Source organism: Pyxidicoccus fallax (assembly GCF_012933655.1).
Lineage (GTDB): Bacteria > Myxococcota > Myxococcia > Myxococcales > Myxococcaceae > Myxococcus > Myxococcus fallax.
Window position 1 is genome coordinate 1 of the sequence record NZ_JABBJJ010000163.1, and the last position, 15,457, is coordinate 15,457.

At 69.8% G+C, this 15,457-nt stretch carries 16 protein-coding genes; 8 read left to right on the forward strand and 8 right to left on the reverse strand.

What is annotated here, in order from left to right:
* A partial coding sequence (locus HG543_RS29515) for an SAM-dependent methyltransferase (RefSeq protein WP_281404475.1) occupies window positions 1–223 on the reverse strand: 223 nt, incomplete at its 3' end.
* Window positions 224–300: 77 nt separating this feature from the next.
* On the opposite strand from HG543_RS29515, the gene HG543_RS29520 reads away from it, so the two are divergent.
* Window positions 301–717: a hypothetical protein gene (locus HG543_RS29520; protein WP_169348233.1), complete on the forward strand. Its 417-nt coding sequence runs from the start codon at window positions 301–303 to the stop codon at window positions 715–717.
* Between the two features lie 65 nt (window positions 718–782).
* The gene (locus tag HG543_RS29525) at window positions 783–1,070 is read left to right on the forward strand and encodes a hypothetical protein (RefSeq protein ID WP_169348234.1); all 288 of its coding nucleotides are present in this window, start codon (window positions 783–785) and stop codon (window positions 1,068–1,070) included.
* A 4-nt stretch (window positions 1,071–1,074) separates the two neighbouring features.
* Here HG543_RS29525 and HG543_RS29530 read toward each other — a convergent pair whose 3' ends face one another.
* From HG543_RS29530 to HG543_RS29540, 3 genes are all read right to left on the reverse strand, one after another.
* Window positions 1,075–1,674 (reverse strand): hypothetical protein, encoded by a 600-nt coding sequence (locus HG543_RS29530; protein ID WP_169348235.1) that lies wholly within the window; start codon window positions 1,672–1,674, stop codon window positions 1,075–1,077.
* Between the two features lie 11 nt (window positions 1,675–1,685).
* Window positions 1,686–2,294 carry a hypothetical protein gene (locus HG543_RS29535; protein ID WP_169348236.1) on the reverse strand — a complete coding sequence of 203 codons (609 nt, stop codon included), beginning with the start codon at window positions 2,292–2,294 and terminating at the stop codon, window positions 1,686–1,688.
* Window positions 2,295–2,402: 108 nt separating this feature from the next.
* A complete protein-coding gene (locus tag HG543_RS29540) occupies window positions 2,403–3,509 on the reverse strand; it encodes a M35 family metalloendopeptidase (RefSeq protein WP_169348237.1) in 1,107 nt (368 codons plus the stop codon).
* A gap of 297 nt (window positions 3,510–3,806) precedes the next feature.
* On the opposite strand from HG543_RS29540, the gene HG543_RS29545 reads away from it, so the two are divergent.
* Complete coding sequence (locus tag HG543_RS29545; RefSeq protein ID WP_169348238.1) at window positions 3,807–4,187, forward strand: hypothetical protein; 381 nt, start codon at window positions 3,807–3,809, stop codon at window positions 4,185–4,187.
* A 56-nt stretch (window positions 4,188–4,243) separates the two neighbouring features.
* Here the strand turns inward: HG543_RS29545 and HG543_RS29550 are convergent, their stop codons facing one another.
* The gene (locus HG543_RS29550) at window positions 4,244–5,386 is read right to left on the reverse strand and encodes an acyl-CoA dehydrogenase family protein (protein ID WP_169348239.1); all 1,143 of its coding nucleotides are present in this window, start codon (window positions 5,384–5,386) and stop codon (window positions 4,244–4,246) included.
* A 327-nt stretch (window positions 5,387–5,713) separates the two neighbouring features.
* Here HG543_RS29550 and HG543_RS29555 point away from each other — a divergent pair, with 327 nt between their 5' ends.
* The 4 genes from HG543_RS29555 (at window position 5,714) to HG543_RS29570 (ending at window position 12,170) form a co-directional block, all read left to right on the forward strand.
* A complete protein-coding gene (locus HG543_RS29555; protein ID WP_169348257.1) occupies window positions 5,714–6,799 on the forward strand; it encodes an efflux RND transporter periplasmic adaptor subunit in 1,086 nt (361 codons plus the stop codon).
* A gap of 41 nt (window positions 6,800–6,840) precedes the next feature.
* On the forward strand, window positions 6,841–9,990 hold the full coding sequence (locus HG543_RS29560; RefSeq protein WP_169348240.1) for an efflux RND transporter permease subunit: 3,150 nt from the start codon (window positions 6,841–6,843) through the stop codon (window positions 9,988–9,990).
* The gene (locus tag HG543_RS29565; RefSeq protein WP_169348241.1) at window positions 9,990–10,568 is read left to right on the forward strand and encodes a MarR family winged helix-turn-helix transcriptional regulator; all 579 of its coding nucleotides are present in this window, start codon (window positions 9,990–9,992) and stop codon (window positions 10,566–10,568) included. The genes HG543_RS29560 and HG543_RS29565 overlap by 1 nt, the downstream gene beginning before the upstream one ends.
* Before the next feature lie 243 nt (window positions 10,569–10,811).
* Window positions 10,812–12,170 (forward strand): hypothetical protein, encoded by a 1,359-nt coding sequence (locus HG543_RS29570; RefSeq protein ID WP_246357388.1) that lies wholly within the window; start codon window positions 10,812–10,814, stop codon window positions 12,168–12,170.
* On the opposite strand, the gene HG543_RS29575 is transcribed toward HG543_RS29570, so the two are convergent.
* From HG543_RS29575 to HG543_RS29585, 3 genes are all read right to left on the reverse strand, one after another.
* Window positions 12,136–13,308, reverse strand: a complete 1,173-nt coding sequence (locus HG543_RS29575; RefSeq protein ID WP_169348242.1) for a CaiB/BaiF CoA transferase family protein — start codon at window positions 13,306–13,308, stop codon at window positions 12,136–12,138. The two genes, HG543_RS29570 and HG543_RS29575, sit on opposite strands and share 35 nt — an antisense overlap.
* Window positions 13,309–13,441: 133 nt before the next feature.
* Window positions 13,442–13,768: an SCP2 sterol-binding domain-containing protein gene (locus HG543_RS29580; protein WP_169348243.1), complete on the reverse strand. Its 327-nt coding sequence runs from the start codon at window positions 13,766–13,768 to the stop codon at window positions 13,442–13,444.
* Between the two features lie 97 nt (window positions 13,769–13,865).
* Window positions 13,866–14,270: a response regulator gene (locus tag HG543_RS29585; RefSeq protein ID WP_169348258.1), complete on the reverse strand. Its 405-nt coding sequence runs from the start codon at window positions 14,268–14,270 to the stop codon at window positions 13,866–13,868.
* Between the two features lie 179 nt (window positions 14,271–14,449).
* On the opposite strand from HG543_RS29585, the gene HG543_RS29590 reads away from it, so the two are divergent.
* Window positions 14,450–15,451: a sensor histidine kinase gene (locus HG543_RS29590; protein ID WP_169348244.1), complete on the forward strand. Its 1,002-nt coding sequence runs from the start codon at window positions 14,450–14,452 to the stop codon at window positions 15,449–15,451.
* The last annotated feature ends 6 nt before the right edge of the window (window positions 15,452–15,457 follow it).

Below are 15,457 nucleotides of genomic sequence, written 5' to 3' on the forward strand. Positions count from 1 at the left end.
CCCGCCCACCCGTACCTACCGCGTCCGCCAGAATCTGGAGGAACCCGCCCGGGGCGGCCCCCAGATCGAGCACCACATGGCCCTTCTTGACCATGGGGAAACGCTTGATGAGCTCGTCGACCTTGAAAGCCGAGCGAGCACGCAGCCCCTCTTGCTTGGCTTTCTGGAAATAGTGGTCTTTAGGACGGTAGGGCTTGCCCATGTCGGAGGGGCTCCCTACCATCCGCTACTGTCTTCGGGAAGCCGGAGCGGTCGCGGGTGTCCAGCCCCGCGCAGTGGCGAGTCCGGAGGAAGCGAGAAATGGGCACCCGGAGCGTGACGGTGGCGTTGGGCCTCTCCCTGCTGTTCGCGGGGGCGGCGGGGTATTGCTACACGCGCTCGGACGCGCTCCAGGTGCAGGGCCAGTGGCTGATGGAGCGCGGCACGGCCCAGGCCGAGGAGTACGCCACCCGGCTGAACGCCACGGCGGCGGACGCGCAGCTGAAGACCTTCGCGGAGCGCCGGGCGGTGCTGGAGCGGGCCCACCGGTGGCATCGCGGAATGATGCTCGGCGTGCTGGCGGCGGTGCTGTCCGCCGTGTGCGCGTACATGCTGTTCCTGCTCAAGCGCCTGGATGACCAGCTGGTGGACGCCATGGGCGAGCTGCGCCCGTCGTCGCCGCCGGAGCCTGTCTCCTCGGAGCGCGCCCCGGCGCTCGTCTCCAGCGCGCAGCGCTGAGGGCTCGCCGCGCGCGAGTCCGCGCTGGCAGAATGGGTGTCCCTTCCCTTCTTCCGGAGGTGACCATGCCCGGCTGCGCGCATTGCGGACGCCCGCTCGACATCATCGCCAACCAGGTGGGACGGCGGGACGCGTGTCCGCACTGTGGCGAGGACGTGCGCTCGTGTCGTAACTGCCGGCACTTCGACCCGGGCGTGGCGAAGGAGTGCAAGGAGCCCTTCGCGGAGGTGCCCAAGGACAAGGACGGCGCCAACTTCTGCGAGCTGTTCCAGATTGGCGAAGGCGGCCTCCACGTGAAGGAGAGCCGCGACGCGCTGATGAGCGCCGCGGAGGCGCTGTTCCGGAAGAAGTGAGCCGTCACTTCGACGGTGCCATCTTCGGATACTTCGCCAGGCGCACGTGGACGCGGCCACAGGCGTGGCACTGGAACACGTTGAAGCTCATGTAGGGCAGGCGGTCCGCGCGCACGTCCTCCAGCGCCCGGCGCAGCATCCCCTCGTAGCGAGCGTCATCCAGCGTCTCCAGGGTGAGCGGCCGACGACGCCACTCCCATGCCGTCAGCTCCGCGGCCGTGGGATTGACCAGCGTCAGCACCGCGAGGCGCCGGCAGCAGACGGGCCACCTGTCGGGCGGCCACTCCGCGCCCACCTCGTGCGTCTCGCGCAGGCGGGCCTGCTGCTCCTCCAGGGAGCCCTCGGGGGGCACGGGCTCCTCGGGAGGCACGGGCATCACGGGCGCGCGTGCGAACAACTCCGGTGTCACCGGGATGGCCCTGGCGCTGTCCTCACCGCGTCCAAAGATGTCCCCCCCCGCGCGCTCATCCTCGAAGATGAAGCGCGACCACTGGCGGCGCTGCCTCCAGACACGGCCCGCCACCCAGGCATGGGGTGAGGGCTCATCGAGCTCCGGCTCGGTGATGCGCCACGGCTCCCGTGGCTTCGATTCGTCGTCCCGCATGGGTCTTTCCCTCAGCGTGCCCCACCCGGCCCCACGGCCACGGCCGAGCCGAGGAACGGGAGCACGCTGGAGAAGCCCTCGGGCGTCAGGGGGACGGGAGAGGGCCCAACCTGGCCCCACTGGGTGATGCCGTGGGGCAGCAGGTGCCGCAGGTCGTAGCGCTGGCCGTCGAGCTCGAACTCCGCGCTCCAGACGAGCCGGGCCGTGAAGACGTTGAGCGATAGCGCCCGCTGCGTGGAGGGCTCGATGCTGAACGCGCCGCCCACGACGACGCTGGCACGGCGGAAGGTGGCGATGGGCGTGCCGTCCGAGAACGAGTCCGGAAGGTAGAACGACGAGCGCGCGTGCTTCTCGCCCTTGAGGTACAGCGTGAAGTCGCCCACGGGGTCCAGGCTCAGCGACAGGCCGCCGTTGGTGATTTTGTCCGGCTTGAAGAGCGCGGAGCGGAACGTGAGCCGCGCCGTGGCCTCACTCTTGACCTTGGGGTCCGTGAAGAGCGAGCCGGTGATTCCCTCCAGGTGGAGGAAGTAGCCCAGGTCCTGCACCGTCTTGCCATCGGACGACACGTAGAAGCGCCCCGTCACGTACCAGGCCACGCTCGCGGGCATCAGCGGTGTCATCGGGTCCTCCCCCTTCACGGGTCCGGTCCCCACTCTACCCGCCCCGCGGGAACAAAGGGACGGGAGCCTGACGCCCCCGTCCCCGTGACTTCAGCCCGCGCCGTCAGCTCACTGGAGGAACGGCGTGTTCTCCGCGAAGTACTCGTGGTTGTCCGCGTTATCCAGCGCCTGGGTCGGGCTGGAGATGGCCAGCGACTTCGCGCCGCTCTGGCCGTAGACGTGGTCGTCCGTGCCCGCCACCGCGTTGAAGTGGCTCAGCTCGTGGATGAGCGTGCCGCCCTTGGAGTCGGTGCCCGTCATCGGCGCGGACCAGAACGCCTTGCACACGTAGATCTTGTACGGCTGCGCCGGGTACACGTAGGCGTAGTAGGTCTTCTTGCAGCCGCAGTCGATGGTGATGGGCTTCGTGTCGAGCGCGTCCTTGATGGCCACGAAGTGCGTCTTCGCGGTGTTCCACCCGGTCGACGAGAAGGCGCCGAACCACGTGGTGTAGCGCGGCGTGCCCGAGGGCGTGCCGTTGAGGTAGCTCACCGAGTCGTTCGCCATGGTGGTGGCGGCGTTGAGCGCCTGCAGCGCGGTGGACTGCTGCGTGGTGTCGCACTTGCTGTACGTCACCGCGCCCAGCGTGACGGTGCCGCCCGGGGCCGCCGCGGCCTCGCGCTGGACGTTCTCCCGGCCCTCCACCCACAGCTCCACGTCGTTGGAGCGGAACGCCGCCACCGCGCCGCCGTGCAGCTCCGCCGCGTAGCGCACGCGGTAGCTGCCCGTGCGCGACAGGTCATAGAAGTCCGACAGCGACACCGTGCGCGTGAGGCTCTCGCCCGGCGCCAGCGTGAGGTGGTCCGCCGCCGTGGGCGCGGGGCGCTTGTAGTGCGGGCCCTGGAACGCCACCGGCTGGCCGTCCACCGTCACGTCGAACAGCGCCTCCTCCACGTCCTCCACCGGCGTGTGCCACTTGAGCAGCCGCGCCGCCCTGGCTCCGTCGTTGCGCAGCGTGACGGTGACGCGCACGTCCTCCTCGGCGCTCAGCGCCGCCTTCGGCACCGACAGGCTCACGGAGATGTTGCCCGCCTCGGCCGCCACGTCCGGCGCGGCCACCTGCGAGTCACCTCCCGACTGCGCGGAGTCCTCGGGCGCGGCGCACGCGCCCAGCAGGGACGCGCCGACCAGCCACCCGGCCAGCCAGCGGGAGGAAACACGGGGATGCTTGCTCATTTGGGGCTTCCTTGTGTGAGGAGGAGGCCCGGTCGCGGCGGGGACACGCCCGGGTCCGCTCCCCAAGAGCAAGGCCCACGCCAGCTTCCACCCCGCGAGGAAACGCGGGGTTGGCGCGCCTGCACCCGTCACCCTGGTGCATCAGCACTCCAGGCCCGTCGCAAAGGAATCTTGCAAACCCACGTGCCCGGCGACGAATCCCCAGCCATCCCGGGCACTTGCCGCGAGCCCGGGGTGATCTGGAACAGGGCAGGCGCCGTTCCACGAATGCAACACGCCGCGCTAGAACCCGTGCCCATGCACAAGAACCTCCTCGCCGTCGCCCTCCTCTGCTTCTCGGCCATGGGCTGCGTCACCGCCCCGGCCACCGCGTGGGTCGTTCCCAAGGAGCGGGCCACCGAGTGCCGGAAGATCTGCACGGACCTCGACATGCGGATGAGCGCCCTGGTCATCATCCACAGCAACGCCGGCTGCGTCTGCGAGCCTCGCGAGGAGGAAGGAGCACCCGTCGCGAAGACGTCGGGCGCTTCGGCCGCGGCGGCGAGCGCCGCCATCCAGGCCATCGAGGAGGAGCAGGCGCAGGCGTCGCAGCAGCACTCCCAGAACTCGGCGCACTCGAGCGGGGCCGGGTACCAGCCGCCCGGCGGTGGCTACCGGCCGCCCGGCGGTCCCTACTGACGCCCATCACCTCGGAAGCCGCGCCAGACGCCGCGGCTCCCGGGAGGACACACGGCTCAGAAGCCGTAGAGCTTCGAGAGAATCTCCTTCATCACCTCGGAGGTGCCACCGCCGATGGTGATGAGGCGCACGTCGCGCCACATGCGGGCGATGGGCGTCTCCTCGACGTAGCCCATGCCGCCGTAGAACTGCTGGCAGTCGTAGGCCACGCGCTGGGCCAGGTCTCCGGCGAACAGCTTCGCCATGGAGATCTCCTTCACCGCGGGGACCTCCTTCCGGTCGAACACGTCCACCGCGTGGTAGGTGAGCCGCTTGGCCGCTTCAATCGCCGTCAGGTGCTCCACGAACTTGTGGCGCCACACCTGGAACTTCAGCAGCGGCCGGCCGAACGCCTCGCGCTCGTTACCGTAGCGGATGGAGTCCTCCACCATGCGCTCCATGCCGGCCACGGTGGTGATGGCCCCCACCAGGCGCTCGCCCTGGAAGTTGGTCATGATGGAGTAGAAGCCCTCGTTCTCCTCGCCCAGCACGTAGCGGGCGGGAATGCGGCAGTCCTCGAAGTAGAGGACGGCCGTGTCCGAGGACAGGTTGCCCACCTTGTCCAGCTTCTTGGAGACGCTGAAGCCCTTCACGTCCGTGGGGAACGTCACCAGGGAGATGCCGCTGTAGCCCGCCCCGCCCGTGCGCACCGCCAGGGTGATGAAGTCCGCGCGGGTGCCGTTCGTAATCCACATCTTCGAGCCGTTGATGACGTAGTCATCCCCGTCCCGGCGCGCCGTCGTCTTGATGTTGGCCACGTCCGAGCCCGCGCCCGGCTCGCTCACGCCCAGCGCGGCGATCTTCTCGCCCTTGAGCGCCGGCTCGAGGAACTCGCGCTTCTGCTCGTCCGTTCCAACCTCGTTGATGATGGGCGTGGCCATCTGGCTCTGCACCAGCAGCGCCATGTTGACGCCCGCGTTGTAGCTGCGCGCCAGCTCCTCCGCGAACGCCGTCACGTACCAGTAGTCCAGCCCGCTGCCGCCGTACTTCGGGTCGTGGTTGATGCCCAGGAAGCCCAGCTCCCCGCACTTCTTGAACAGCTCCTTCGGGAAGATGCCCGCCCGGTCCCACTCCAGGCTGTGCGGCGCCATCTCCTTCTCGACGAAGGCTCGCACCGACTTACGGAAGGCCTCGTGCTCCTCGGTGAACGGATTGGGCATGTGCGCTCCTGACCTCGGGTCAATATTGATTCTCGAATCAATAACAGGGGCTCTCGGAGGCCACAAGCACCGCAAATGTCAGTTTCCCGAGCGCCGGCCGTCGGGGCAGCCCTCCCCCAAGGCCCCTTCATTCTTCCCTGCCAGCTCGGCAAGCAGGCGTTAAACACCCCCCGAGGCGAGATAGTCCGTGTTGCGGAGTATCTTCTTGACAGACAGTAGAGAGCCTGTAGTTTCCGGGCCGCAGACTTTCCAAGCAGAAGCTGACGGGACCCATGCTCGGAGCCGGGGTCCGAGGACAGCAGGAGCAGGACGATCGTGATTCGACGCATGTGGATGGCCGCGGTGGTGTCGGCGGTGGTGGTGACGGGGTGCAGCAAGGGCAATGACAAGCCGGCCCTTCCGGCGGTGGATCAGGCCTCCTCGGCCATGGGCGTGAAGGCCATCGCCCCCGCGACGGAGCTGAACGCGAACATCACCCGCGTGACGGGTTCGGTCCGCTCCAAGCACGAGGCGACGCTGGGGCCCCAGGCGACGGGCACCATCGCCAAGATGAACGTGAAGGTGGGCGACAAGGTGAAGAAGGGCCAGGTGCTGGCCCAGCTCGACGCCTCCAACGTCGCCATCGGCGTGGAGCAGGCGCGCGCGGTGAAGATGGCCGCGGACGCCGGGCTGCAGCTGGCCACCAACAACCTGGAGCGCACCCGCAAGGTGGCGGACGCCGGCGGCGTGGCGGCCAGCGGGCTGGACCAGGCGGAGATCGCCGCCAAGCAGGCCCAGGCCCAGGCGGCCCAGGCCGCCGCCGCGCTGCGCATGGCGGAGGAGAACCTGAGGGACCACTCCATCATCGCGCCCTTCGACGGCATCATCACCTCGCGCACGAAGAACGTGGGTGACTCGGTGGCGATGACGCCCTCCACGCCCGTGTTCACCATCGTGGACACGACGGGCCTGGAGGTCCGCGCGCTGGTGCCCGAGTCCGTGGTGGACAAGGTGAAGCTGGGCACGAAGACGCAGGGCACGGTCAGCCCCAGCGGCATGCGCTTCGAGGTGCAGGTGGCCACGGTGGGCGCGGTGGTGGACACCACCAACCGCACCGTGGAGGTGCTGGCGGACGTGGTGGGCGAGACGGCCTCGCCGCTGCGCCCCGGCTCCCTGGTGGAGCTGGACTTCTCCGGCGCGGGTGAGACCGACGACAAGGGCCTGTTCCTGCCCGCGCAGGCGGTCAGCGCCAACGGCCAGCAGGGCTTCGTGTGGGTGGTGCAGGACGGCACGGTGCGCAAGCGCGACGTGCGCGTCGAGCGCGTGCTGCCCGGTTACGTCCGCGTCCTCCAGGGACTCGCCGCCGAGGAGCGCGTGCTCGCCGACGCGTCCCTCAACGTGAAGGAGGGCACGGCCGTCCGCGTGGTGCAGTGACGCCTGCCCTTCCCTACCGAGATGAGATTGGGAGCTCCTGAATGAGCCCGTTGAAGACCTTCATTACCCGGCCCATCTTCACCGCCATGCTGATGCTGGCGGTGGTGGTGTTCGGCCTCAATGCCTACCCCCGCATCGGCGTGGACCAGTTCCCCGACGTGGACTTCCCCGTCGTCACGGTGACGACGGTGCTCGCGGGCGCCGACCCGGAGACCATCGAGAAGAACGTCTCCGACCCGATGGAGGAGGCGCTCAACACGCTCAACGGCGTGGAGCAGCTGCGCTCCATCAACCTGGAGAGCGTGTCGCAGATCGTCGTCCGCTTCACGCTGGACACCGAGGTGGACGTGGCCGCGCAGGACGTGCGCGACCGCGTGCAGGCCACCCTGAGCAAGCTGCCGACGGAAATCGAGACGCCGGTGGTCGAGAAGTTCGACATCGGCGCGGCGCCCATCATGACGCTGTCCCTGTCCGGCTCGCTGCCCATCGAGGAGCTGACTCGCACGGCCGAGGACCTCGTGAAGCCCGCGCTGCAGCGCCAGGAGGGCGTGGGCAGCATCGACGTGGTCGGTGGCCGCGAGCGCGAAATCCAGCTCGTGGTGGACCCGGAGCGGCTGCGGGGCTTCGGTCTGGCCATCAGCGACGTGAGCCAGGCGGTGAAGGCCCAGAACCTGGACGTGCCGGGTGGCCGCACCATGGACAGCGGCCGTGAGCGCGTGGTGCGCCTCACCTCCGAAGTGAAGAACGTGGAGGAGCTGCGCAACCTCATCATCGCCAGCCCCAACGGCGCCCCGGTGCGCGTGCGCGACGTGGCGGACGTGGTGGACGGCCCCGCGGAGGCGCGCTCGGGCGCGAAGTTCGGCGAGCGCAACGCCGTGGCGCTCGTGGTGAAGAAGCAGTCCGGCTCCAACACCGTGCAGGTGGCCGAGCTCGTCAAGGAGTCGCTGGGTGAGCTGAACACCTCGCTGCCCGAGGGCGTGAAGGTGGAGCAGGTGACGGACAACTCGCGGTTCATCCGCTCGTCCATCGCCGCGGTTCAGTTCGACCTGGTGCTCGGCGGCTTCCTCGCGGTGCTCATCGTGCTCGTGTTCCTGCGCAACCTGAACTCCACGCTGGTGGCGGCCATCGCCCTGCCGGTGTCGGTGATTGGCACGTTCGCGGTGATGGCGGCGCTGGGCTTCACCTTCAACATGATCACGATGCTGGCCCTGACGCTGTCCATCGGCCTGCTCATCGACGACGCCATCGTGGTCATCGAGAACATCGTCCGCCACCTGGAAGAGGGAAAGACGCCCATGGAGGCGGCGATGGAGGGCGCCGGTCAGATTGCCCTCGCCGTGCTCGCGGTGACGCTGGCCATCGTGGCGGTGTTCATCCCCGTGGCCTTCATGGACGGCATGATGGGCAAGTTCTTCTACCAGTTCGGCGTCACGGTGGCCGTGGCGGTGATGATTTCGTACGCCGTGTCCATGACGCTCACGCCGATGCTGTCCTCGCGCATGCTCAGCCACCACGGCTCGCCCACGGGCGTGTCCGCGGCGGTGGAGAAGGTGCTCGTGGGCACGGAGAACGGCTACCGCAAGATTCTCGCGGGCATCCTCAAGCGCCGCGCGCTGACGCTGGTGGTGGCGGTGGGCGTGCTGTTCCTCACCTTCGGCCTGGCGCGCTTCCTGAAGTTCACGTTCATCCCCGAGCAGGACAACGGCAACATCAAGCTGGCGGTGGAGCTGCCCATCGGCTCGACGCTGCAGGAGACGCAGGCGGAGCTGGACGCGCTGTCCGCTCAGGTCGGCGGGCTGCCCGGCATCGCCTCCACCTTCTCCACGGCCGGTGGCGGCGTGCAGGAGGAGGTCCACAAGGGTGAAATCATCGTCAACCTGGTGCCGCTGAAGGAGCGCGGCTTCGGCCAGGGCGAGCTGAAGGTCTACCTGCGCAACTCCATCAAGCCGCGGCCGGGCGTCAACGTCACGGTGCAGGACATCTCGCCGGTGTCCGGCGGCGGCGCGCGCACGCAGGCGGTGCAGTTCAACCTGCGCGGCGACAACTGGCAGGAGCTGATTGCGTCCGCGGAGAAGGTGCGCCAGGAGATGCTGAAGAACCCGGGCCTGGTGGACGTGGACCTCACGTACCGCTCCGGCAAGCCGCAGTACGATGTGCAGGTGGACCGCGAGCGCGCGGCCCAGCTGGGCGTGCCGGCGGCGTCGCTGGGCGCCACGCTGCGCGCCTTCCTCGGCCGCGACAAGTTCGCGGACTACCGCGAGGGCGGCGAGACGTACGAGGTGAAGCTGCGCCTGCCGGAGGCCACGCTGGCGTCCGCGGACGCGCTGGGCAAGCTCACCGTGCGCGCGCCCAACGGGCAGCTGGTAGAGCTGCGCAACCTGGCGAAGATCACCCCGGCCGACGGCCCGGTGCAGATCGACCGCGAGGCGCAGAAGCGGCAGATCACCCTGCTGGCCAACCTCAACAGCGGCTACGCGCTGAGCGACGCCATCAACTTCCTCAACGCCTACGCGGCGAAGGAGCTGCCCAAGACGGTCATCTACGACTTCGAGGGTAACGCGAAGGAGATGGGCAAGTCGGTGGCGGCGTTCGGCTCCGCCCTGCTGCTGGGCATCATCCTCATCTACATGATTCTGGCGGCGCAGTTCGAGAGCCTCATCCACCCGTTCACCATCATGATGTCGCTGCCCTTCGCGCTCATCGGCGCCATTGGCGCGCTGCTCATCACCGGGCAGGCCATGTCGATGTTCGCCCTCATCGGCATCATCATGCTCATGGGTCTGGTGGTGAAGAACGGCATCCTCCTGGTGGACTTCACCCTGCAGCTGCGCGAGCAGGGCAAGACGGCCACCGAGGCGCTGCTGGAGGCGGCTCCGGTCCGTCTGCGGCCCATCCTGATGACGACCATCGCGATGATCGCCGGCATGGTGCCGGTGGCGATTGCCCGCGGCGACGGCGCGGAGACGCGCGCGCCGATGGCCATCACCATCATCGGCGGCCTCATCACCTCCACGTTCCTCACGCTGGCGGTGGTGCCGGTGGTGTACTCGCTGATGGACCAGCTGTCGGAGAAGTTCAAGCGCCGCAAGGGTCCGGGCGTGGCGTCGGGCATGGGTACGCCGCACGCGGTGGGCCCGCATGGTGAGCCGAAGCCTGCGGTGGCCGCCGCCGCCCGGGTGGAGACGGCCTGATGCGGCGGCCGGACGACAGACCGGCCCCGCGCGTGCAACCGCTCGCCGCCGACAGCGAGCAGGAGCAGGACCTCATCGACGAGGGAGGCCTGGCGGAAGAGGGCCTCCCTCCCCAGGTGGACGGCGATGCGTCCACCCCGGAGTCCCGGCGACTGCACGAGCTGGTCATCCAGCTCGGGCGGTACCGCTCGCTGAGGGACCCGCTCCATGGCATCTGCGAGGACAACCAGCTCACCCCCACGCAGGTCCATGCGTTGATGTGGCTGGGGAACGATGGCCCCACGCACGTGGGCCTGCTGGCGCAGCGCATCGGCATCACCAAGAAGACCATCACCGGCGTGGTGGACCGGCTGGAGGCCATGAAGCTGGTGGAGCGCGCGAGGGATGCCGAGGACCGGCGTGCCGTCGTCGCCCGCCTCACCCCGCAGGGCACGGCGCTGTATGACCGGCTCAACCACAGCGTGAATCACGCCATGGGCCGGCTGCTGGACCTGCTGGAGCCCGAGGACCGGGAGGCCCTGTTCGGCCTGCTGGAGCGGGTGCTGAAACGGCTCGCGAGCCGCGCGCAGACGGCATGAGAGGATGAGGCCACGCGCCGGCGGGACACTCCCCGCTGGCGCGTGCGCGTTTCCCCGCCGCCCATGCGCCTCGCCGCTTCCCTCATCGCAGGACTCGTTGCCTCGGCGGGGCCTGTCCTGGCCGCCGAGCGGAGTGCCTTGGCCGGGGCCCCTGCGACCTCGGTGAGCGCTCGGTCTGCCTCCGCGACAGCGAGCCCCTTCTCCACCACGAGGGGCGAGCACGTCCCGTCCGTGATGGGCGCCATGGCCCGTGCCCCCGCGACCTCGGCGAGCGCTCCGCGTTCCCTCGCGAGCGCGCTCCCCTCCCCCGCGCCGCCGCCACGCGGCACGGCCTCACCACCGCAACCCGCCACCACGCCTCCGCCGAAAGAGCCCTCGCTGCTGGCGACGCGGTGCCGCGCCTGGGCCGCGGACCCTCGCAATCCCTGGGCGCTGGCGCATGGCATGGTCCTCGACGGGCGGAACTTCCGCGCGAGCGACGGACGGCTCGCGGCCGAGGTGGTGGTCGCGGACTTCCTGCGCCGAGCGCCGCTCCCCCACGCGCTGGATGCAGCAACGGAGCCTCCAGACAGGTCCCGACCGGGCGCATCCGGGACATCTGCTCTCGGCCTCACAACAGCCCCTCACGACGCGGGCACGCCGGAGCTCGCCAGGGCGACAGCCTCCTCCTTCGCGGCACCACGACATGACGCGGGCATCTCCGTGGCGCGCCGGCCGGGGGACCTCTTCTTCGACGCGTACGCCCCGGACGGCACGCCGGTGGAGCCCCACCCCGCCCTGCACCTCAAGACGCTGCTGCTCGCGGGCTACCCTCCGGACCACCGCTTCCGCACGGCCTGGGGCACGGTGACGCCGCGCGAGCTGGTGGAGGACCTCAAGCGAGACTTCCGCCCCACCCTGGCCTCCTCACCCGAGGGCGCGTGGGCCCTGGACGCGCTGTCCCTCTCCCTGAAGCCCGGCGCCACCTTCCGCGACGGCACGGGCGCCACCGTGCGCTTCGACGCGGTGATGGAGACCGCGCTCGCCACGCTGGAGGCGGCCCAGGCCGAGCTGGCCGCGGGCATGAAGGCCGGCCGCCCCGAGGTGCCCAAGCGCGGCCAGGGCATCTACGCCCACCCCTGTGGCGGGCTGCACTCCTTCCAGGCCGTGGCCGGCTGGGCCCGCCACCCCTCCGTGCGCAAGAAGTGGCGCAAGCGGCTGGACGCGCAGGTGGACGTGCTGCTGTACCGGCTGGACTCGGAGACGCGGCAGTACGAGACGGCCCTCGCCTCCGCTCCCGCGTACCGGCTACCGCTCCTCGTGCAGATGCTGAAGTTCCACGGGCACCTGCTGGAGACGCTCGGGCGCTACCGCGACGACACGGGCTGGCGACCCACCGCGGCCCAGCGCCAGACGGTGGAGCGGGCGCGCATGTATCTGGAGAACACCGTGCGCCGGCTGAAGGAAGCGGGTGCCTTCGACAACCTGGAGTCCCTCGCCGCGAGGCAGCGCCAGCTCGCGCTGGACCTCGTCGGAGACACCTGCCACGCCGCGCACGGCGAGGCGCTGTGGCGCGAGGGCGCGTCCGTCAGCACCCCAGCCGCGCCAGCTCCTCCTCGGTGAAGCCGGCCTCGGCGAGGACCTCGCGCGTGTGCTGGCCCAGCGCGGGGGGCTCGCGCAGGGGCGTCTCCCCCATGCGCAGCGGCGTCAGCAGGTGCGTCACCTTGCGGCCCAGGCGCGCGTCCTCCGCCTCCACGAAGAGGCCCCGGGCCCGCAGCTGCGCGTCCTGGAGCACCTCGTCGCCTTCGGCCACCGGCTCGATGCACAGGTCCGAGCCCTGGAAGCGCTCCTTCCAGTATGCCAGCGGGTGCTCCGCGAACAGGCGCACCAGCTCCGCCTTCACGCGCGCGCCCGCCTCGCCCGGCGCGTACGCGTCCTCCATCAAGTCCATCCGCCCCAGCCGCTCGCACACGCCCGCGAAGAACTTGGGCTCCAGCGCCCCCACCGCCAGCCACCGGTCATCCGCCGTGCGGTACAGGCCGTAGCACGCGTAGCCCCCGTTGAGCGGCTCGCTCCCGCGTTGCAGCGGCGTCCCTTCCACCCCCATGAAGAGCCGCGAGGCCAGGTGCATGTGCAGGAAGGCCAGGGCCCCGTCCGTCATGGACACGTCCACCATGCGCCCCTTCCCCGTGCGCTCGCGCTCGTGCAGCGCGGCGAGGATGCCCACCAGCGCGAAGAGACTCCCCCCGCCAATGTCCCCCATCTGCACGCCCGGGAAGGCCGGCGCCCCACCCGCCTCGCCGCCGTAGCCCAGCAGCCCCGCGCGGGCCACGTAGTTCAAGTCGTGCCCGGCCTTCAGCCGGTCCGGCCCCGACTGCCCGTAGCCGGAGATGGCGCAGTAGATGAGCCGCGGGTTCTCCGCCCGCAGCGCCGCCTCGCCCACGCCCAGCTTGTCCATGACGCCCGGCCGGAAGCTCTCCACCAGCACGTCGTAGTGGCGCACCAGCCGCTTCAGCGCGTCACGCCCCTCGGGCGTCTTGAGGTTGAGCGTCAGCGAGCGCTTGTTGCGGTTGAGGCCATAGAACAGCCCGCTCACGTCGTCGCGCAGGGGCGGCATCTGCCGGACGTAGTCCCCGCCCTCCGGCTCCTCCAGCTTGTCCACGGTGGCCCCCAGGTCCGCCAGCACCAGCGTGGCGTAGGGCCCGGGAAGCAGGCGCGACAAATCCAGCACGCGCAGGCCGGTGAGCGGAAGCGTCGACATGGGGGACTCCTTTGGAGAAACGGCCGGAGGGTGGAAACGACAGCGGCGCGGCCCCCGTCAGGAGGACGCGCCGCGCGCACCGGGGGACGGGGCCAGCTTCCGCCAGCCACCGGCCTCCAAGTGTGAACCGCGACTAGCCCAGCAGCTTCGCCAGCTTCATGGCGAGGCCCATGTCCATGGGCTTGAACTTCAGCTTGCCCTGCATGGCGGCCATCTGCGCGTTCAGCTTCTTCTCGCGAATCTTCACGAAGTCGTCGTTGCTCACCGACACGGTCATCTTCGGCGTGCCCTCGGCGCCCTTCGTCACCCAGTTGTCCGGCTTGGTCAGGTCCACGGTCCACTTGCCACCGTTGTCGCCGGTGATGTCGAAGTGGATGATGGCGTTGATCTCCTTGGCCAGCTCCGGCTTCTGCTTGAGGGCGGCGGGAATCTCGGTCTCGATAATGTCCTGCGCGGTCACGACTCGCTCCTTGGCCTGGTCGTTGATTGGTGAATCAAGACTGGGGGGACCGTAATGTCGGCCCCCAGGTAGGTCAAGACAAGCCGTACACCTTCCGTCAGGCGCTGGTGGACGCGGCGGAGGGGTTCAGCGAGCGGCGCACCATGTCCAACAGGTCGTTGAGCTCGAAGGGCTTGGCCAGGTGCCCCACCGCGCCGATGTCCGCGGCCTTGCTGCCCACGTTCCGGTCCGCGCTGAGGACGATGATGGGGATGGTCGCCACCGCGGGCTTCTGGCGCATGCGCTGGGCGAACTCCCAGCCGTCCATCACCGGCATCATCAGGTCCAACAGGATGAGGTTGGGAGGCTCCGGCTCCAGTCGCTCCAGGGCCTCCTTGCCGTTGCGCGCGCGGCGAATCTCGAAACCCTCGGCCTCCAGAATCTCCGAGAGCGCCTCCAGGATGTCCGGGTCGTCATCGACAACCAGGACGACTGGAGCGCCAGCATGCTGTGTGTTGTGCAGGGTCAGAGCAGTCTCCCTAGGTGCAACACCGGGATTCTTCACCATCCCTCCGCCCGGCGTCGCAAGAAAGTGCACCGGCCCATCCAGGCCGGAGTGCACGTTGCAAAACCGACATTGGCTGCCCACCCTTTCCGTGACCTGCTGGACTGGAGGCGGAAAACGTGGGGAGCCCGAGGGAGATGGGAGCAGGCAGCACCCCGGCGGCACCCGGGCTCGTCCTCATCCCCCGTCAGGGCGGCCCCCGGCTGCTCGGCCGCACGCTCCTCGAGCACCTGGGCCTGGACGAGCTGCCCCCCACGGTGACGTCCATGGACGCGCTGCTCGCCGGGGCGGGCTTCCGGCGCCGCGCCATCCACGGGAACACCTGGGAGCGGGACGGCCGCGCGGTGCTGGCCGGCGAGGAGTTCCTGGAGGACGGGGCGAGGCTGTTGTGGACCTTCCCCGTGCCCTGGGACGAGGCCTCCGTCCGCCGCCATGTTCGCTACCTCGGCATGGCGTCCCACGACTTGCGCGGCGCCCTGGCCAACGTCCGCTCGTACGCGGCCCTGCTGCTCAACGGGCGCTCGCCGCTGGAGCCCAAGGTGAAGCGCGGCCTGGAGACCATCCTCCGCAACGCCGACCGCTCGCTCGCCTTCTCCCAGGACTTCTTCGACGCCAGCCGGGCGGACCTGGGCGCGCTCGCCTGCGAGCCGGAGCGGCAGTCGCTGCTGCCCCTCCTGGACGCGGCCGTGGAGCGCCAGCACGCCGCCGCCGCGGCGGCCAACGTGGCGCTGGTGCTGGACATGGCCCCCCACTCGGCGGGGCCGGAGGTGAACGTGGACGGCGCACGCATCCAGCACGCCGTGGAGGCCTTCATCCAGTACCAGTTGGCCCGCGCCCAGGCCGGCGAGGTCATCCACCTGCGTGTGCGCACCACCCCGCCCCAGGTCCGCGTGGAGGTGCGGCGCGAGGGCACGCCCCTGTCCGACGAGGACGTCTCGGCCGTCTTCCTGCGCGAGGAGCGCGCCTTCCGGGAGAAGAAGCTGGAGGACCCGCTGCGCGTCCACCTCGCCCGGCAGGAAGTGGAGGCCCACGGCGGGGGCGTGGGCGTGGAGACGGACCGCGCTGGCAGCACCCTCTTCCTCACACTCACCCTGGCCGCTCCGGCCGAGCTTGGTCCTCCAGCAAGCATGCAGGTGTAGGGGCTG